13 protein-coding genes and 1 pseudogene are annotated in these 18852 nt (G+C 72.4%); 5 read left to right on the forward strand and 9 right to left on the reverse strand.

The features are described 5' to 3' along the window. Nucleotides 1-37 precede the first annotated feature (37 nt). From ACYVMZ_RS33080 to ACYVMZ_RS33105, 6 genes are all read right to left on the reverse strand, one after another. Nucleotides 38-880: a nitrilase-related carbon-nitrogen hydrolase gene (locus ACYVMZ_RS33080; RefSeq protein ID WP_461086316.1), complete on the reverse strand. Its 843-nt coding sequence runs from the start codon at nucleotides 878-880 to the stop codon at nucleotides 38-40. Between the two features lie 180 nt (nucleotides 881-1060). Further along, a complete protein-coding gene (locus ACYVMZ_RS33085; RefSeq protein WP_461086318.1) occupies nucleotides 1061-2623 on the reverse strand; it encodes a PucR family transcriptional regulator in 1563 nt (520 codons plus the stop codon). 24 nt (nucleotides 2624-2647) lie between these two features. Further along, a complete protein-coding gene (locus ACYVMZ_RS33090; RefSeq protein WP_461086320.1) occupies nucleotides 2648-3934 on the reverse strand; it encodes an aspartate aminotransferase family protein in 1287 nt (428 codons plus the stop codon). Further along, a complete protein-coding gene (locus ACYVMZ_RS33095; RefSeq protein WP_461086321.1) occupies nucleotides 3931-4773 on the reverse strand; it encodes a nitrilase-related carbon-nitrogen hydrolase in 843 nt (280 codons plus the stop codon). The genes ACYVMZ_RS33090 and ACYVMZ_RS33095 overlap by 4 nt, the downstream gene beginning before the upstream one ends. A gap of 179 nt (nucleotides 4774-4952) precedes the next feature. Next, nucleotides 4953-6935 carry a hypothetical protein gene (locus tag ACYVMZ_RS33100; protein WP_461086323.1) on the reverse strand — a complete coding sequence of 661 codons (1983 nt, stop codon included), beginning with the start codon at nucleotides 6933-6935 and terminating at the stop codon, nucleotides 4953-4955. Nucleotides 6936-7070: 135 nt separating this feature from the next. Next, complete coding sequence (locus tag ACYVMZ_RS33105) at nucleotides 7071-7322, reverse strand: helix-turn-helix domain-containing protein (RefSeq protein ID WP_461086325.1); 252 nt, start codon at nucleotides 7320-7322, stop codon at nucleotides 7071-7073. Nucleotides 7323-7355: 33 nt separating this feature from the next. Here ACYVMZ_RS33105 and map point away from each other — a divergent pair, with 33 nt between their 5' ends. Both map and ACYVMZ_RS33115 read left to right on the forward strand, forming a co-directional pair. Beyond that, nucleotides 7356-8123 carry a type I methionyl aminopeptidase gene (map, locus tag ACYVMZ_RS33110; protein ID WP_461086327.1) on the forward strand — a complete coding sequence of 256 codons (768 nt, stop codon included), beginning with the start codon at nucleotides 7356-7358 and terminating at the stop codon, nucleotides 8121-8123. A 362-nt stretch (nucleotides 8124-8485) separates the two neighbouring features. Then, the gene (locus ACYVMZ_RS33115; protein ID WP_461086329.1) at nucleotides 8486-11023 is read left to right on the forward strand and encodes an ATP-dependent Clp protease ATP-binding subunit; all 2538 of its coding nucleotides are present in this window, start codon (nucleotides 8486-8488) and stop codon (nucleotides 11021-11023) included. Nucleotides 11024-11032: 9 nt separating this feature from the next. Here ACYVMZ_RS33115 and ggt read toward each other — a convergent pair whose 3' ends face one another. Beyond that, nucleotides 11033-12841: a gamma-glutamyltransferase gene (gene ggt / locus ACYVMZ_RS33120; protein ID WP_461086331.1), complete on the reverse strand. Its 1809-nt coding sequence runs from the start codon at nucleotides 12839-12841 to the stop codon at nucleotides 11033-11035. Between the two features lie 103 nt (nucleotides 12842-12944). On the opposite strand from ggt, the pseudogene ACYVMZ_RS33125 reads away from it, so the two are divergent. Beyond that, a pseudogene (locus tag ACYVMZ_RS33125) lies at nucleotides 12945-13696 on the forward strand (hypothetical protein). 115 nt (nucleotides 13697-13811) lie between these two features. Further along, complete coding sequence (locus ACYVMZ_RS33130; RefSeq protein ID WP_461086333.1) at nucleotides 13812-15383, forward strand: CocE/NonD family hydrolase; 1572 nt, start codon at nucleotides 13812-13814, stop codon at nucleotides 15381-15383. A 248-nt stretch (nucleotides 15384-15631) separates the two neighbouring features. On the opposite strand, the gene ACYVMZ_RS33135 is transcribed toward ACYVMZ_RS33130, so the two are convergent. Next, nucleotides 15632-16375, reverse strand: coding sequence for an amino acid ABC transporter ATP-binding protein (locus tag ACYVMZ_RS33135; RefSeq protein ID WP_461086335.1), 744 nt, complete (start codon nucleotides 16373-16375; stop codon nucleotides 15632-15634). A 134-nt stretch (nucleotides 16376-16509) separates the two neighbouring features. Next, the gene (locus ACYVMZ_RS33140; protein WP_461086337.1) at nucleotides 16510-16917 is read right to left on the reverse strand and encodes a DUF6278 family protein; all 408 of its coding nucleotides are present in this window, start codon (nucleotides 16915-16917) and stop codon (nucleotides 16510-16512) included. Nucleotides 16918-17090: 173 nt separating this feature from the next. On the opposite strand from ACYVMZ_RS33140, the gene ACYVMZ_RS33145 reads away from it, so the two are divergent. Further along, nucleotides 17091-18848, forward strand: a complete 1758-nt coding sequence (locus tag ACYVMZ_RS33145; RefSeq protein ID WP_461086339.1) for an SGNH/GDSL hydrolase family protein — start codon at nucleotides 17091-17093, stop codon at nucleotides 18846-18848. The last annotated feature ends 4 nt before the right edge of the window (nucleotides 18849-18852 follow it).

Here is an 18852-nt window from a genome sequence, read left to right on the forward strand (position 1 = left end):
CCGGCGCCCACGGGTCCGGCGGACGCCGGGGCGACGGTCAGGGCGCGGTCAGCGGCGTGTACGTGCCCGGCGCGCGGTCGCGGTAGAACTGCCAGCGGTCGCGGACCTCGCGCAGCTTGGCCATGTCCAGGTCCCGCACGACGAGTTCGCTCTCCTTGTCGCTCGCCACCTCGCCCACGAACTTGGCCTCCGGGTCCACGAAGTACGAGGTCCCGTAGAAGTCGTTGTCGCCCAGCTCCTCCACGCCGACCCGGTTGATCGCGCCGACGAAGTACTCGTTGGCGACGGCCGCCGCCGGCTGCTCCAGCTGCCACAGGTAGGAGGAGAGCCCGCGGTGGGTGGCCGACGGGTTGAAGACGAGCTCGGCGCCCGCGAGGCCGAGGGCCCGCCACCCCTCCGGGAAGTGCCGGTCGTAGCAGATGTAGACGCCGATCTTCCCGACGGCCGTGTCGAAGACGGGCCAGCCGGAGTTGCCCGGGCGGAAGTAGAACTTCTCCCAGAAGCCCTTGACCTGCGGGATGTGCGTCTTGCGGTACTTGCCGAGGTAGGAGCCGTCCGCGTCGATCACGGCGGCGGTGTTGTAGAGGACGCCGGGCTGCTCCTCCTCGTACATCGGCAGGACGAGGACGATGCCGTGCTCCTTCGCCAGTGCCTGGAAGCGCTTGACGATCGGCCCGTCGGGGATCTTCTCCGCGTACTCGTAGAAGGCGGGGTCCTGGACCTGGCAGAAGTACGGTCCGTAGAACAGCTCCTGGAAGCACAGGACCTGGGCGCCCTGCGCGGCCGCGTCGCGCACCGCCTGCTCGTGTACCTGGATCATCGATTCCTTGTCGCCTGTCCAGGCGGTCTGGAAGACGGCGGCACGGATCACTCTGCTCATCGGGACCTCCGGTCGCTCGGTGTGCGGCGAGCCTAGGAAGTCCGCGAGGCCTGTTTGAGTGGCACGGTGTCACGTCTGCGGGCGTGCGGCGTGCCACCGTGTCACCCTGGCGTGGGCCCATGTTTCACCGCCGTTTTCGCAGGTGGTCCCATGTTTCACTCCTGTTGCGCGGCGAATGTCTCAGGTCTGTTGCGCGTCGTGCGCGAGGAGCGCGATGTGCACCGAGGCGGCCTGCTCGAAGTCGTCGAGGTCCACCCCGAGCCGGGTCTGTATGGCCTCCAGGCGGCGGTAGAGCGCGGGCCGGGAGACGTGGTGGAGCTGGGCGGTGCGGGACTTGTTGCGGCCGGTCGCGAGATAGGTGCGCAGCACGGACAGCAGGTCCTCGTCGGCCGCGCGCAGCAGCCCGTCCAGCTCCCGCTCCGCGAAGGACTGCACGTGCGGGTCGTCCCGCAGCAGCCTGATCAGTCCCCGCAGGTGTACGTCCTTCAGGCGTACGACGGCCGGGAGGTCCAGCGCGGCCGGGGAGTCGGCGACGGCGTCCGCGACGTGCTGGGCCTCGCGCAGCCCGGCGGGGACGTCCTCCCAGGCGGTACGGGCGTCCGCGGCGGCGACGACCGTACGGGCCGCGCCCTTTGACCGCAGCCGGGCCGCGAAGTGGGCGGTGAGCGCCTCGGCGTCCTGGTCGCGGGCGAGGCTGAGCAGCACGGCGGTGGCCCCGTCCGCCAGTTCGGCGACGATGCCCGGCAGCCCCAGCAGACGCAGGACGCGATCGAGCCGGTCCGTTTCCCGGCCGCGGACGACCAGGGGCACGAAGGTGCGCCGGCCCACCGGCAGCCCGGCCGCCCGCGCCCGGGGCAGCAGCTGCCGGGCCGGTACGACCCCGGAGACCAGGTCGGTCAGCAGGCTCTGCGCGGACTGCTCCTCCCAGGAGCACGCCGTGCCACCGCCGAGCATGCGGTGCAGGACGAGGGCCTCGGCGGCGCGGGCGGCGAGCAGCCGCCCGGTCGCGGTGTCGCCGCGGTAGCCGCACAGCACGATCCGGCCCCACCGCTCCCCGCGCCCGCCGAGCTCGGCGCGGATCCAGCCGTCTCCCTCGCTGCCACCGGCCTGCCGTGCGATGCGCTCCCAGTCGCGCAGGACGTCGTCCACGGCGGGCCGCTCCCCCGCCGTGCCGAGGACGCGGTGGGCGAGGTTGGTGACGACGACGGGGCAGCCGCTGTGCCGGGCGACCTCGTCGAGCAGGCGTTGCAGCGGGGCGCCGGCGGTGATGAGCGCGGTGAGTTCGGTGCGGACGGACTCGGAGAGGCTGACGGCGGCGAACTTCCGCCGCACCAGCCGCGACTGGACCTCCTCGGTCAGCTGGGCGAATGGGAACGGCCGGTGCAGGACGACCATGGGCAGACCGCACCGCTCGGCCACCCGGCGCATCACGTCCGGCGCGGCGGGGAAGGCACGACCGAGTCCGAGGACGACGGCCGCGGCCTCCGCGCGGTGCAGGGAACGGATGTACTCGGCCTGCTTGTCCTCGTCGCCGGCGAGCAGCACGCCGGTGGTGAGGACCATCTCTCCGCCGCTGAGCATCACCCCGACGTCGGCGGCCTCGGCGACATGCACCCAGCGCACCGGCCGGTCCAGCTGACCGGCCCCGGCCACCACCTCGGGCTCTCCGGCGAGCACGCGTTCCAGGCCGAGCACCTGGCGGACCGACAGCGCGGGCTCGAGGGGATCCAAGGCGGTGGTCATGGCGGTCTTCCCTTGCTCGGGTTCTTACTGGATGCTCCTCAGAGCGCTCTCGAGGATCGCGGCGCCCTCCTCGGCCTCCGCGACGTTGAGGGACAGCGGCGGGGCGATGCGCAGGGCGCTGGTGTTGTGGCCGCCGCCCTTGCCGATGAGCAGCCCGCCGGCGCGGGCCGCCTCCAGCACGGCGGCCGCGGCCTGCGGGTCGGCCTCGTCCGTGCCCGGCTTGGTCAGCTCGATGCCGATCATCAGCCCGCGCCCGCGCACCTCCCGGACGTGCGGCACCTGCGCGGCGGCGGCCCGTACCCGCTCGATGAGCATGCCGCCGACGCGCCGGGCGTTGCCCTGGAGGTCGTGCTCCAGCAGGTACGTGAGGTTGGCGAGGCCCGCCGCCATGGTGATCTGCGTGCCGCCGAAGGTGGAGATGCTGTTGGCGTCGAGGCAGTTCATGATCTCGGCGCGGGCGACGACGCCGCCGATGGACATGCCGTTGCCGATGCCCTTGGCGAAGGTCATGATGTCCGGCGGCCCGTTGCGGCCGTGCGCCTGCCAGCCCCAGAAGTGGTCGCCGGTGCGGCCCCAGCCGGTCTGCACCTCGTCGGCGATCCACAGGATCCCGTGTTCCTTCAGCACCTCGCGGAATGCCGCGTACAGTCCGTCCGGCGGCGAGGTGAAACCGCCGACGCCCTGGATCGGTTCGGCGATCAGCGCGGCCGGCGGGCGGGTGTGGCCGAGCAGGTCCTTCAGGTCGTCGACGCAGGCCGCGATGAAGTCCTCGTCGCTGAGCGAGGCGTACGGGCCGCGTGTGCGCACCCCGCCGTGGACGTACAGGGTCTGCAGCGGGGACAGCGAGGTCGGGGACCAGCCGCGGTTTCCGGTGATGCCGACCGAGCTGAAGGAGCGGCCGTGGTAGCTGTTGCGCATGGCCAGGATCGTGTTGCTGCGCCGGTACGTGGTGGCCAGCAGCAGGGCGGTGTCGTTGGCCTCGGTGCCGGAGGTCGTGAAGAAGACCCGCGCGTCCGGGATACCGCTCAACTGGGCGACGCGCTCGGCGAGTTCGACCATGGGCCGGTTGAGGTACAGGGTCGACGAGTGGATGATCCGCCCGGCCTGCTCGCTGACCGCCTTGGTGATCTCGGGCAGCGCGTGCGCGGTCATGGTGGTGAGGATGCCGCCGAAGAAGTCGAGGTACCGGTTGCCCTCCGCGTCCCAGACGTGGCGGCCCTCGCCGTGGGTGATCTCGATCGGCTCCTCGTAGTACAGGGCGAGCCAGTCGGGGAGCACGGCCCGGTGGCGGCCCAGGAGGTCGGTGGTCACGGCTGCACCAGCCCTTCGTAGGCGTCGGGGCGGCGGTCGCGGTAGAAGGCCCACGTCTGCCGCACTTCTTCGATGAGGTCGAAGTCCAGGTCCCGGACCACGAGTTCCTCCTTGCTGTCACTGGCCACGTCACCCACGAACTGCCCACGCGGGTCGACGAAGTAGCTCGTCCCGTAGAAGTCGTTGTCGCCGTACTCCTCGACGCCGACCCGGTTGATCGCGGCGACGTAGTAGGCGTTGGCGACGGCGGCCGCGGGCTGCTCCAGCCGCCACAGGTGCGAGGACAGGCCCCGGTGGGTGGCGGACGGGTTGTAGACCACCTGGGCGCCGTTCAGGCCCAGTTGCCGCCAGCCCTCCGGGAAGTGGCGGTCGTAGCAGATGTAGACGCCGACCTTTCCGGCGGCGGTGTCGAAGACGGGCCAGCCGAGGTTGCCGGGCTTGAAGTAGTACTTCTCGCGGAAGCCCCTGATCTGCGGGATGTGGTGCTTGCGGTACTTGCCGAGGTAGGTGCCGTCGGCGTCGATCACGGCGGCGGTGTTGTAGTAGAAGCCCGGCTGCTCCACCTCGAACACCGGCGCGACGATCACCATGCCGGTCTCGCGCGCGAGCGCCCGCATACGATCGACAGTCGGCCCGTCGGGCACATGCTCGGCCCAGCGGTAGTGCTCCGGCTCCTCGACCTGACAGAAGTAGGGGCTGTTGAAGACCTCCTGGAACCCGATGATCCTCGCGCCCCGCCGGGCCGCCTCGCGGGCGTGCTCCTCGTGTTTCGCCACCATGGACTCGGTGTCGCCGGTCCAGGTGGCCTGGACCAGAGCGGCACGTACGACGTTGGCCATGAGCTGCTCCTTCGACGCGACGTCAGCGTCTCTACGCCCGTAGAAGCAGGCCGTAGAGGGATGAACGTAAGCCTCCGCGACGGGCTTGCCAAGACCATCGTCGTCAACCCGCGGAGTCGTTCGCGTTTCACACTCCGGTGGGTGAGTCGTGGGGGCGGGTGAGGATGGGGGCGGGTGACTCAGGCGGTGAATCCGGCGACCCGGAGGGCGTGCACCAGGTCCCAGTGTCGCTCGTCCGACACTCCCTGCGCGGCCTCCACCAGCAGCGGCACCAGCTGCTGCGGATCCGGCTCGGCGCTGCGGGCCGCCTCCTCCGGGGTGCGGACCCGGACGTACGCGTCGAGCAGCGCGCGCACCTCGCGGCGGCGGCCCTCGGCGACCAGCCCGAGCACGGCCTCGCCGATCTCCCGGGCGGGACGCGCCACGCCCTGCCGCAGGATCTGCTGCCCGTCCGCCGGACGCCCCGCCGCGTCCAGCGCGTCGGCCGCGGCGACCAGCCGGCCGGCGGGCAGCGAGGCGGCCTCCCACAGCAGAGTCACCCAGTCGGCGCCGAGTCCGGCGCGCTGCATCTCGGCCGCGAGCAGCGGGAACCGGGCGGCGGGCCAGTACGCCGCCTCGACGAGCAGGGCGTGCGCCTCCCCGCTGCGCCCCTCGCCGCGCAGCCGCGCGAGCGTCTCGACGGCCTGGACGACCTCCCGCCGGTCCCCCGCATCGGCCCCCTCGACCGGCGGCGGCTCCTCCCGCTCCACCGTCTCGGCGGCCCCGGCGAACCGGGCCCCGCGCGGAGTGCGTCCTTTGGCGGGTGCGGGTGCGGGCAGGGTGGGTACGGCGGCCGGGGGTACGACGACGGGCCCGGCGTCCTCCTCCGCCATCCCGGCGAAGCGGGCGCTGCCGCGTCGGCGTTTGCGCTGCTTCGGGGCCGGGGCAGGGGCGGCGGGCCGGGAAGCGGAGGCCTCGTCGGCCGAGCCGGTGGAGGCCGCTTCCGGCACGGACCGCTCCGCGAACCAGCCGTGCTCGTCGCCGTACGCGCGCGTGGCGTCCGCTGGCTTGTCTCCGCCGTAGGAGTTCGGGGCCGCCGCCCCGGACCCGGCTCCGTACGACCCGCGCGCCGGGGTTTCTCCGCCGTACGCGCGCGTGCCGTTCGCCGGGCTGTCTCCGCCGTAGGAGTTCGGGGCCACCGCCCCGGAGCCTGCCCCGTACGAGCCCGGCCGGCCCGCCGGGGTTTCTCCGCGGGACGCGCGCGTGCCGTTCGCCGGGCTCTCCCCGCGGTACTCGCGCGTGCCCTGCGCCCCGGCTCCCCCGCCGTAGGGGTCCACTCCGCCCGCCGGACCGGCTTCGCCGTACGCGCGCGTGCCGCCCGCCGGGCCTTCTCCCCCATGCGAGCGCGCGCCCGCGGCCCCCGACCCTCCGCCGTACGACGACCCCGTCCCGCCCACCGGGGTTTCTCCGCCGTACGCGCGCGTGCCCCGCTCCGGGCTCTCCCCGCCGTACACACGCGATTCCTCCCCCACCGCCCCCGCCGACTCCCCTCCGTACGGACCACGGCCGGCGTCCGGCCGCGTACGCTGCGCCGGGAATCCACCGTCGTCCCGCAGGGTGGGGCCGACCGGGCCGGGCTCGTGCTGTGTGCGGCGGATCCGCTGTGCTTCGTGTGCTCGGCGGTCCAGGTCGGCCAAGCGGGCCCGGAGTTCCGCGCAGCGGGCGGTCGCGCGTTCGTGGTCGTCGCGGGCCCAGGCCAGGTCGAGGCGGAGGGCGTCGGCCTCCTCACGGGTGGTGGCGGAGGCCAGCAACCGGCCCAGTTCCGCCTGCCGTTCGGCCGCGTACTTCTGCTCGCGCAGCATGACGTCGAGCCGGTCCCCGAGGGCGTCCCGGCCGCCGGGCCGGGCGTCGTACGCGGCGAGGGCGGCGGCGTGCAGGCCGCGGGCCCGTTCCTTCTCCGGCCGGGCGACGTCGGGGCCGTACGCCGCGGCGAGATCCTGCAGCAGCGCCTCCACCACGTCCCAGGGCGGCACCTCACGCCCGTCGAGACAGGCCTGCATCCCATCGGCGTCGCGCTGCCAGAACACCGCGCACCAGCCGGCGCCCTGGTCCAGACGTGCCAGCAGGCCGTCCAGGTAGTTCGTGAACTCCCGGACGCCGGCCGGGAGCTGATCCACTGCCATCGCGCAACTCCCGCCAGATTGGATCACTCCGGTCCGTAGCGAACACCAGTCGTGTTACAGCGCGGCTACAAGGAGTTTTCCAAGTGGACGCAGGAGCCTCCGTTCACCGGGAGGGCGACGGTGACCTCACCGGCCTCACACGCCCGCGAGCGCGCACCGCCCGGCCAGCTCGTCCATCGACAGCCCGAGCGTGCCGACCAGCGCGGCCACCGTGAAGAAGGCCGGAGTCGGGGCCCGCCCGGTCTCGATCTTCCGCAGGGTCTCGGCGGAGATACCGGCGCTCGCCGCGACCTCCGCCATGCTGCGGCCGCCACGCGCCTCGCGCAGCAGCCGCCCGAGACGCTCGCCGCGTTCGCGCTCTTCCGGGGTGAGAGGGGTGCGCACCATGCCACCCATTCTAATACCGGTATAGTAATTGGCATGGTGGAGCTGAAGACGGACACATCGATCGACGCCATGTACGAGGCGGGCCAGGTCGTCGCCCGGGCCATGACGGCCGTACGGCAGGCCGCGGACGTGGGGGTTTCCCTGCTGGAGCTGGACGAGCTGGCGCACGACGTGCTGCGCGAGGCGGGCGCGACCTCACCGTTCCTCGGCTACAAGCCCTCCTTCGCGCCCACCCCCTTCCCGGCCGTGATCTGCGCCTCCGTCAACGACGCGATCGTGCACGGCATCCCCACCCGGTACCGGCTGCGCGACGGCGACCTCGTCTCGATCGACTTCGGCGCCGAACTGGGCGGCTGGGTCGGTGACTCGGCGATCAGCTTCGTCGTGGGCACCCCGCGCGTGGCGGACCTGCGCCTGATCGAGACCGCCGAGCGGGCCCTCGCGGCGGCCATCGAGGCGGCCGTCGTCGGCAACCGCATCGGCGACATCGCCCACGCGATCGGCTCGGTGTGCCGCGCGGCGGGCTACGGCATCCCGGACGGTTTCGGCGGCCACGGCATCGGCCGCCGCATGCACGAGGACCCGTCGGTGCCGAACGAGGGACGGCCAGGCCGGGGGCTTGTGCTCCGGCACGGCATGGTCCTGGCGATCGAGCCCATGCTCATCGCCGGCGGCACGGACGGCTTCCACGCGGCCCCGGACGGCTGGACCCTGCGCACGAACGACGGCTCACGCGCGGCCCACGCGGAGCACACGGTGGCGATCACGGAGGCGGGCCCGCGGATCCTGACGGCCCGCTGACTGACCCCTACGACCCGCTGAGCCCTACGACCCGCTGACCCCTACGACCCGCCGAACGCCGCCCACCACGAGCTGCGCCCTGTGGACCGGCGTCCGCAGGGCGCGAGACGCGAGACGCGAGCCGAGCCGGCCCTGCTCCGCGACGGCTGAGGTCCCGGTGGCCACAGCCGCCCTGAAGGTGCCCTGCGCCGACGATCGTGCCAAGGTGGTCTACGAGCATGCGCCCCAGGTGTGACCGACCCCCACCCGGTTACCCGACCCCGGCACGTCGATCAGCGAGGGCGTCCCGGCCCTCCCCCGAGCGCTCGGGCCAGTTCGGGCGGCGAGGGGATCCCCGTCCGGGACGCCGGGAACGGAAGGCCATGACCAGCGGCTACAGCCCCGAAGGCTTCGGCTCGGACCCCTTCGCAGAATTCCTCGCCCGCTTCTTCGGCGGCCCCCGCCCCCGCCAGATCGATATCGGCCGGCTGCTCAGCCAGCCGGCCCGGGAGCTGGTGCGCGGCGCCGCCAAGTACGCCGCCGAGCACGGCAGCCGCGATCTCGACACCGAGCACCTGCTGCGCGCGGCGCTGGCCAGCGAGCCGACGCGGAGTCTGCTCAGCCGGGCGGGCGCGGATCCAGATGCGCTGGCGTCGCAGATCGACGAGCGGTCCGGGCCGGTCCAGCACGTCCCGGGCGACGCGCCCCCGCCGACCTCGCTCTCGCTGACCCCGGCCGCCAAGCGCGCCCTGCTGGACGCGCACGACCTGGCCCGGTCGCGCGGCGCGGGCTACATCGGCCCGGAGCACGTGCTCAGCGCGCTGGCCGCGAACCCGGACTCGGCCGCCGGGCACATCCTGAACGCGGCCCGTTTCGCACCGCCCGACCTGCCCCAGGAGGCGCCGGAGGCGGCCCAGCCCGGCACCGAGCGGCCCCGGCCGACGAACACGCCGACCCTCGACAAGTACGGCCGTGACCTCACCGAACTGGCCCGGCAGGGCCGGATCGACCCGGTGATCGGGCGGGAGCAGGAGATCGAGCAGACCGTCGAGGTGCTCTCCCGGCGCGGCAAGAACAACCCGGTGCTGATCGGGGACGCGGGCGTCGGCAAGACCGCCGTGGTGGAGGGGCTGGCGCAGCGCATCGCCGAAGGGGACGTGCCCGACGTGCTCGTCGGGCGGCGGGTGGTCGCCCTGGACCTGACGGGTGTGGTCGCGGGCACCCGTTACCGGGGCGACTTCGAGGAGCGGATGAACAACATCGTGGAGGAGATCCGCGCCCACTCCGACCGGCTGGTCGTCTTCATCGACGAGTTGCACACCGTCGTGGGTGTCGGCGGCGGTGGCGGCGAGGGCGGTTCGATGGACGCCGGCAACATCCTCAAGCCGGCCCTGGCGCGGGGCGAGCTGCACGTCGTGGGCGCGACCACGCTGGAGGAGTACCGCCGGATCGAGAAGGACGCGGCCCTCGCCCGCCGCTTCCAGCCGATCATGGTGCCCGAGCCGACCCCTGCGGACGCGATCGAGATCCTGCGGGGTCTGCAGGACCGCTACGAGGCCCACCACCAGGTCCGCTACACCGACGAGGCGCTGGTGGCGGCCGTGGAGCTGTCCGACCGCTATCTCAGCGACCGCCGCCTGCCGGACAAGGCGATCGACCTGATCGACCAGGCCGGTGCCCGGGTGCGGCTGCGCGCCCGCACGAAGGGCTCGGACGTACGGGCCATGGAGCGCGAGCTCGAGCAGCTGGTCCGGGACAAGGACCAGGCGGTCGCGGACGAGCAGTACGAGCAGGCCACGCAGCTGCGGGACCGCATCGTCGAGCTGAAGCGGCGGATCACTCAGGTCGGCGGCGACGGCGAGGTCGACGAGGGCCGGGACCTGGTGGTCGACGCCGAGGCGATCGCCGAGGTGGTGTCCCGGCAGACCGGCATCCCGGTCAGCCGTCTCACCGAGGAGGAGAAGGACCGCCTGCTGGGCCTGGCGGAGCATCTGCACCAGCGGGTGGTCGGCCAGGACGAGGCGGTGCAGGTGGTCGCCGACGCGGTGCTGCGCTCCCGCGCCGGGCTCGCGAGCCGCGACCGGCCGATCGGCAGCTTCCTGTTCCTGGGCCCGACGGGCGTGGGCAAGACGGAGCTGGCCCGGGCGCTCGCCGAGGCCCTGTTCGGCAGCGAGGACCGCATGGTGCGCCTCGACATGAGCGAGTACCAGGAGCGCCACACGGTCAGCCGCCTGGTCGGCGCCCCGCCCGGGTACGTCGGCCACGAGGAGGCCGGCCAGCTGACCGAGGTGGTGCGCCGGCACCCGTACTCGCTGCTCCTCCTGGACGAGGTGGAGAAGGCGCACCCGGACGTGTTCAACGTCCTGCTCCAGGTCCTCGACGACGGGCGGCTCACGGACTCCCAGGGCCGGACGGTGGACTTCGCCAACACCGTCATCGTGATGACCAGCAACCTCGGTTCCGAGGTGATCACCCGGCGCGGCGCCACCCTGGGCTTCGCGGCGGGCGGCACCGACGCGGACGAGGAGGCGCGGCGCGAGCAGGTCATGCGGCCGCTGCGCGAGCACTTCCGGCCCGAGTTCCTCAACCGCATCGACGAGATCGTGGTCTTCCGCCAGCTCACACAGGAGCAGCTGCGGCAGATCACCAACCTGCTGCTGGACCGGGCCCGCCGTCTGCTGCACGCCCAGGGCGTCACGGTCGACTTCACCGACGCGGCCGTGGACTGGCTGGCGCGCCGCGGCTACCAGCCGGAGTACGGCGCCCGCCCGCTGCGCCGCACCATCCAGCGGGAGGTCGACAACGAGCTGTCCCGGCTGCTGCTGGACAGCCGCGTGAAGGAGGGCGGCCGGGTGACGGTGGACGTCGCGGACGGGCGCCTCGCGTTCCGCACGCGGGAGACGCCCGCCCCCGAGCTGTGACGTGAGGTACTAGCGGACGGGACGGACCACCATCGCCGAGCCGCCGCCCCTGCGCACCTTCTCCGCCGCCGCCAGCCACTTCCCGCCCGGCAGCCGCTGCACGCCCGTGGTCGCGCCGATCTCGGGATTCAGCCGGAACGCGTGCCCGATCGCCTCCAGCTGCTCCCTCAGATCGCTGTCGTACAGGCCGGGTTCGAGTTCCGTCCGGGCCGCGTTGCGCTGGCTGGCGCGCGGCGCGGCGATCGCGTCGACGAGCGGCAGGCCGCGGTCGAGGAACCCGGTCAGGGTCTGCAGCACGGTGGTGATGATGGTTGCGCCTCCGGGTGAACCCAGCGCCACCACCGGCTTGTTGTGCTGGTCCAGCACGATCGTCGGTGCGATCGACGACCGCGGCCGCTTGCCCGGGCCGGGCAGGTTCGGGTCGTGCACGGCCGGGTTGGCCGGGGCGAAGGAGAAGTCCGTCAGCTCGTTGTTGAGGATGAACCCGCGCCCGGGCACGGTGATGCCGCTGCCGCCGGTCTGCTCGATGGTGAGTGTGTAGGCGACGACGTTGCCCCACTTGTCGGCGGCCGTCAGGTGCGTGGTGTTCTCGCCCTCGTACGTCGTCGGGGCCGCCGTGCCCGCGGAGCCGCAGGGCGCAGGGTCGCGCGGGTCGCCCGGTGCGAGCGGGCTGGTGAGCACCGCGTCGTCCCGGATGAGGCAGGCGCGCGAGTCGGCGTACTTCTGGGACAGCAGTTCCCTGGTCGGTACGTCCTCGAAGGCGGGGTCTCCGACCCAGCGTCCCCGGTCCGCGAAGGCGATCCGGCTCGCCTCGATGAAGCGGTGCAGGTACCGCACCTCGCTCGCCTTCGACAGGTCGGTCTTCTCCAGGATGTTCAGTGCCTCACCCACCGTGGTGCCGCCGGAGGACGAGGGCGCGATGGAGTAGACGCCGAGGCCTCGGTACGAAGTCTTCGTGGGCGCCTGGAACTTGGCGCGGTAGGCGGCCAGGTCCTTGGCAGACAGCTGCCCGGGACGGGCATTCCAGCCGGAGGCCGGGTCCACCGGGGGCTTGTTGACCGTGTTCACGATGTCCCTGCCGAGGTCGCCGCGGTAGAGCGCGCCGACGCCCTTCCTGCCCAGCTCCGCGTAGGTGCGGGCGAGGTCGGGGTTCTTGAAGGTGGTGCCCACGACGGGGAGTTGCCCATTCGGCAGGAACAGCTCGGCGGTGTCGGGGAAGTAGCGGAACCGGGTCTCGTTGGCGGCGGTCTGCGCGCGGAAGGTGGCGTCGACGGTGAAGCCGTCGCGGGCCAGGCGCTCGGCGGGCTTCAGCAGCGGACCGAGTTTCCGGCTGCCCCACTTGTCCAGTGCCGCCTGCCAGGTGGCGGGCGTACCCGGGGTACCGACGCCGAGGCCGCTGCTGACGGCGTCGGCGAAGGCGAGGGGCTTGCCGTTCTCGACGAAGAGGTTCGCGTCGGCGGTCAGGGGCGCGGTCTCGCGGCCGTCGATGGTGTGCACCGTGCGGGACTTGGCGTCGTAGTAGACGAAGTAGCCGCCTCCGCCGATGCCGGCGGAGTAGGGCTCGGTGACGCCGAGCGCGGCGGCGGTGGCGACGGCCGCGTCGACGGCGTTGCCGCCCTTCTTGAGGACCTCGATGCCGGCGGCGGAGGCGTCCGCGTCGACGCTCGCGACCGCGCCGCCGTGGCCGACGGCCACCGGGACCTTCTTGACTGCTTCAACGGGCTTGCCGGGCGCGGCGGGTGGCGCCGCCGCCCCCACCGACACGACAGCGGTCGAGACCGCCAGGACCGCCAGTTTCCGTGCGACAGGTCGACGCATCCGCACCTCCAGAAAGGGCCGTCCGCGCAGCTTAGTTCATCGCCATGACCTCGTCAGGATCCTCTCGAACGCCGGTGCCCTTCGCCCGCTACCATGCGCGCCCATGAATGACGACGTGCGCAACATCGTCCTGGGCGTGATAGCCGCGGGCATCAGTGCCGCGCTCGGCTGGGTGGCCCGCACCTACCTGTGGAAGCGCAGGCTCCGCCGCAAGCAGGCGTTCTTCGGGCTGCCCGACAACTCCGAGTCGCTGCTGGTGGTGAACCGTGGGGCCGGCGGGCCCGAGTTGACGGTGATGCGCTACGACGTGTTCGCGCTCCTGGAACTCGCCGCGCTGATCAAGGACTGCCGCGCCCACGCCCAGATCCTGCCGCACGACACGGCACGCCAGGGCTTCGGTGAGCGCACCGAATTTTGTGTGGGCGGCCCGGCGTCGAACCGCCGTATGGCGGCACACCTTTCCTCCCTGCTCCCCGGCGTCCGGGTGAACGTCGACACCGAACCCGGTACCGCGGCGCCTTCCAGATCGGCAGCGAGCGCTACCGCGTGGAGGTCGGCAGAGAGGAGTACGTCCTGCTCGCCCGGCTCACCGCGCAGCAGAGCCAGAACACCCACCCCGTCTTCCTCTTCTGCGGCCAGACCTCGATCACCAACCAGGCCGCCACCCGCTACCTCGCCCGCAACCACGAGCGGCTGGCCCGCAAGCACGGCACCCACTCCTTCGTGCTGCTGCTGAAGGTGATCAACTCGCAGGCCTACGGCCCCGACGTCGTCGAGCTCGTCGCGGACGTGACCCGGGCCGCGCAGAGCCCCCTGCCGGCCCCGGCCGCACGCAATTCCCACCGGGCCTCCTGAACCCGCCACACGCCAACAACCGTTACTGGCGCGTGACTTACCGACGGGTTACCTCTGGTAAAGGGCTGAGGTTACCGTCGGGTCACTTTGCACTGACACGAGTGAGGAGTGACCCGTGGGACACACACGCAAGGCCCTGCGTACCACCGCCGTAGGCGCCGTCTCGGCGACCCTGGTCGCCGGAAGCGCCCTCGGGCTCGCCCCCACCACCGCGACGGCGGCACCGAATCCGGTCCGCTTCGTCGACATCACCGGCGACGGCGGCACCGTCCTGAAGGCCAACGTCGTCACCCCGAAGGGCTCCGACGGCACCCGCCGCCACCCGCTGATCGTGCTGCCCACGAGCTGGGGCCTGCCCCAGGCCGAGTACCTCGCCCAGGCCCAGAAGCTCGCCGACTCCGGGTACGTCGTGGTGACGTACAACGTGCGCGGCTTCTGGCAGTCGGGCGGCGAGATAGAAGTCGCCGGGCCACCCGACGTGGCCGACGCGTCGAAGGTCATCGACTGGGCGCTCGCCCACACCCCCTCCGACGCCCGGCACATCGGCATGGCGGGCGTCTCGTACGGCGCCGGCATCAGCCTGCTCGCCGCCGCGCACGACAAGCGCGTCCGGGCGGTCGCGGCGCTCAGCGGCTGGGCCGACCTGATCGGCTCGATCTACTCCGGGCGCACCCAGCACGTCCAGGGGGCGGCCGTGCTGGACGGCGCCAGCCTGGTGACCGGCCGTCAGAGCGCTGAACTACGGCAGGTGTTCGACGATTTCTACGCCTCGAACCTGGCCAAGGAACAGGAGCTCATCGCCTGGGGAAAGAAACGTTCCGCTGTGACGTACGTCGACCGTCTCAACACCAACGGCACCGCGCTCCTGCTCGCCGGCGCGTGGGGCGACACGATCTTCTCGCCCAACCAGTACACGGACTTCTACGAGAAGCTGACCGGCCCCAAGAGACTGGAGCTGCGGCCCGGCGACCACGCCACCCCCGAGGTGACCGGCCTGTTCGGGCTGCCCAACGACGTGTGGACCAGCACCGGGCGCTGGTTCGACCACCATCTCAGGGGCGAGGACAACGGCATCGACCGAGAGCTGCCCGTGCGGCTGAAGTCCCGCTCGTCCGGCGACTACGAGGGCTACCCGGACTGGAAGTCGGTCGGCGCGACGAGCCGGAAGATCGCCCTGGCGGGCACGACCACCATCCGCGCGAACGTCAACTCCGGTGCGGACGGCGGGATCGTCTTCCTCTCCAGCATCCTCGACCAGGTGGCCCGACTGCCCCCGGTCGCCGCGATCCCCCTGCTCCCCCGCCGCTGGGCCGCCGTGTGGCAGTCGGAGCGGTACGGCACGCCCCAACGCCTGCGCGGCACGGCCAGGTTGCACACCACCCTCACACCGACCAAGGAGAGCGGCACCCTCGTCGCCTACCTCTACGACGTGGGGCCGCTCGGCCTCGGCAAGCTGGTCAGCACCGCGCCGTACACCTTCCACGGGCGTACGCCCGGTCAGCCGTTCGGCGTCGACCTGGAGCTGTACTCCACGGCCTACGACGTCCCGGCCGGGCACCGCCTCGCCCTGGTCGTCGACACGGTCGACCCGCTCTACATCGAGCACAACCCGTCCGGCGCGCAGCTGACCTTCTCCTCGCCGGCGAACGACCCGTCGTACGTGTCGGTTCCGCTGCGCGAGCAGTGATCTCCGGCTGCCGCCGGACGGGCCTGGCCGATGTGAACCGCCGCCCCCTGCGGTCGAGGGCCGTGGGGGGTCTCCCCGGCGACGGCATCTGAGTTTCCGCCGCGACCCGGTCCGCGAACCGGGCGAGCGGCACGCACATCCCGGCCGGACCGGCCAAGTCACCCTGGTCCGACGGGATGAAGGGCACATCGTAGTCGAGGCCGGGAGGGACGTGGTGGCCCGCGTCGTCCCGGTTCACTGACGGCGGATCAGTGATGGAGGATCTTGGAGAGGAAGTCCCTGGCACGGTCGCTGTGCGGGTCGGTGAAGAACTCCTCGGGGGTACGGTCCTCGACGATGCGGCCGTCGGCCATGAAGACGACACGGTTGGCGGCCGAGCGGGCGAAGCCCATCTCATGGGTGACGACGATCATGGTCATGCCCTCGCGGGCCAGCTGGCGCATGACTTCCAGGACCTCGTTGATCATCTCCGGGTCGAGGGCCGAGGTCGGCTCGTCGAACAGCATCACCTTGGGGCTCATGGCCAGGGCGCGGGCGATGGCCACGCGCTGCTGCTGGCCGCCGGAGAGCTGCGCCGGGTACTTGTTCGCCTGGTCGGCGACGCCGACACGCTCGAGGAGCTCCCGGGAGCGCTTGTCGGCGTCCTGCTTGCTGCGTCCCCGGACCTTGACCTGCCCGAGGGAGACGTTCTCCAGGACGGTCTTGTGGGCGAAGAGGTTGAAGGACTGGAAGACCATGCCGACATCGGCGCGCAGACGCGCGAGGGCCTTGCCCTCGTCCGGCAGCGGCTGCCCGTCGAGGATGATCGTCCCGGACTGGATGACCTCCAGCCGGTTGATCGCCCGGCACAGGGTCGACTTCCCCGACCCGGACGGGCCGATGACCACGACCACCTCCCCCCTGCCGACGCTGAGGTTGATGTCCTGCAGGACATGCAGCTCCCCGAAGTACTTGTTGACGTCACGCAGCTCGATCAGCGGATCGACGGCCATGTTCAGCCCTACTCACTCTCAGCTGTGTGGTGGTTGCCGCAACGTATCCAGGCAAGATCGCCCCGGCCCCGGCGACACGCACCTTTCGGGCATTAGCCGTATTTACGGCGAATTGCGAATCTGTGGCCCATGATTCACGCCTCCGCGACCTCCGCGTACAGCTGCGACAGCTCGGGAGCGCCGCTGGCGGCCCACTCCTGCCCGGAGGCCACGACGTCGAACTCCCGGCCGGAGGCCAGCCGGACCACGGGCTGCCCGTCGAGCCGGATCTCCCAGGCCGCGCCCGGCACGGTGCGCACGATCACGGTGCCCAGGTAGAGCCCGGCGTCGTTGCCGAGCCAGGGCAGGATCTCCTCGTCGTCCCGCCAGCGCGGCAGCAACTGGTCGAGCGCCTCCAACGAGGCGGCGGTGTCGTCCAGTCGGACGCCCGCCTGGAACGCCTGGGAGCGCAGCAGTTCGCACTCGGCGAGGAGTTCCGCGATGCCCTCGGGATCGGGGAGCCCGAGCTTCTGGCGCCGGTTGCCCAGGAAAGGGATGTTCATACCTCCAGCCTGTCATTCGTACCGCCGTACGCACCACAGGCGCGCGAGGTCGGTCGGTTCCGGACGAGTTCACGCCGAGTTCGCGCATGGCTCGTTGACCGGGTCGCCGGCGTCTCCTTAGCTTCACAAGGCGTCTTGTGTCGCGGCTTTCACGTCGGCGGGAGGAGTCGGCCGTGCGCCGATGGGTCCGGGGGATCGCGGTTGTTCTGGCCCTGCTGGCGTCGCTGGTCTCAGCGGGGTCGGTCCGTGCCGCCACGCAGGGGCGGTCCGTGCCGCTGCCGCTGGAACGGCTCTTCGACAACACCGCCGTCAGCGACGACGCCCGGCCCGGGCAGGCGGACTTCGACAGCTCCGGCGCCTCGCTGTCGGCGCGGGACCTCACGGCCGCGGGCTGGACGCCCGGGCGCGTGCTCACCGTGCAGGGGGCACAGCTGACCTGGCCGCGGCGGCAGCCGGGCGAGCCGGACAACGTACGGGCCGACGGGCAGGACGTCCGCGTCACCGGTCAGGGTGACGCCCTCGCCTTCCTGGTGGCGGGCACGGGCGGCACGGCGAGCGGTGCGGGCACGGTGGCGTACGCCGACGGCACCAGGTCCGCGTACCACCTGACCGCCCCGGACTGGCGCACCGGCCCGCTCGCCACCAAGGCGGTGGCGCTGCCGCACGTGAACACGCCCGGTGGCCGGCTCGCCGAGCGGGCCCGGCTGTACGTCGTGACGGTGCCGCTGCTGCCGGGGCGCGAGGTCGTCTCGGTCCGGCTGCCGGAGGCGGCCGGTCTGCATGTGTTCGCGCTGTCGGTACGGGCCGCCGCCTCCGGCTGGACGGGCAGCTGGGCGGCTTCGACGTCCGGCTACACCGCGGTGGGGCCGTGGACCGACCGGACGCTGCGGCTGGTAGTGCACACGTCGGCCGGCGGGCCGCGCGTGCGGCTGCGGTTCGACAACACGTTCGCCGCGGCGCCGGTGCGGATCGGCAGCGCGACCGTGGCGGTGCGGGCGTCGGGCGCGGCGGCGCGGGGTACGCCGGTGCCGCTGTCCTTCCGGGGCGCGGCGGGCGTGGAGATCCCCGCGGGGGCGCAGGCGTACAGCGATCCGCTCGGTTTCGAGGTGCCCGCGGACGCCGATCTGCTGGTGAGTTTCCACCTGCCCGGCCCGGTGCCGGCGGCGCCCGTGCACCGGCTCGCGGTGCAGCGGTCGTACCTGAGCGAGCCGGGTGACCACGCGGCGGAGGGTTCCGCGGCGCCGTACACCTCGGTGCTGACGACCTGGCCGCTGCTGACGGGGGTGGACGTGGGCGGCGGGCCGGGGTCCGTGGTGCTGCTGGGCGATTCCATCACCGACGGCGACAGGTCCACGATGGACGCGAACCGGCGGTGGCCCAATGTGCTGGCCACCCGGTTGCTCGGCCAGCGTGCGGTGCCGCGCTATGGGGTGCTCAACCAGGGGATCTCGGGGAACCGTGTGGTCTCCGACCGCTATCCCGGCGACGGGGTTTCCACGGACACGGCCGGGGTGAGCGCTCTGCACCGCTTCGACCGGGACGTCCTCGCGCAGACGTCGGTGCGTACGGCGGTGGTGTTCGAGGGCGTCAACGACGTGCGGTGGGGCGCGTCGGCGCAGCAGGTGATCGCGGGGCTGCGGGAACTGGCCGAGCGGGGGCACGCCCGGGGGCTGCGCATGCTGGCGGCGACGATCGCGCCGTGCGAGGGCGAGGCCCGGTGCACGGCCGCCGTGGACGCCGAGCGGGTCGCGGTGAACCAGTGGATCCGTGACGCCGGCGTCTTCGACGGCGTCCTGGACTTCGACGCCGTGCTGCGCGACCCCGCCCGTCCCTCACGCATGCTGCCCGCGTACGACAGCGGGGACCACCTGCACCCCGGGGACGCGGGGCTGGCGGCCCTCGCGGAGTCGGTGGACCTCACGTTGCTGTGACGTG

The organism is Streptomyces deserti (genome assembly GCF_054782695.1).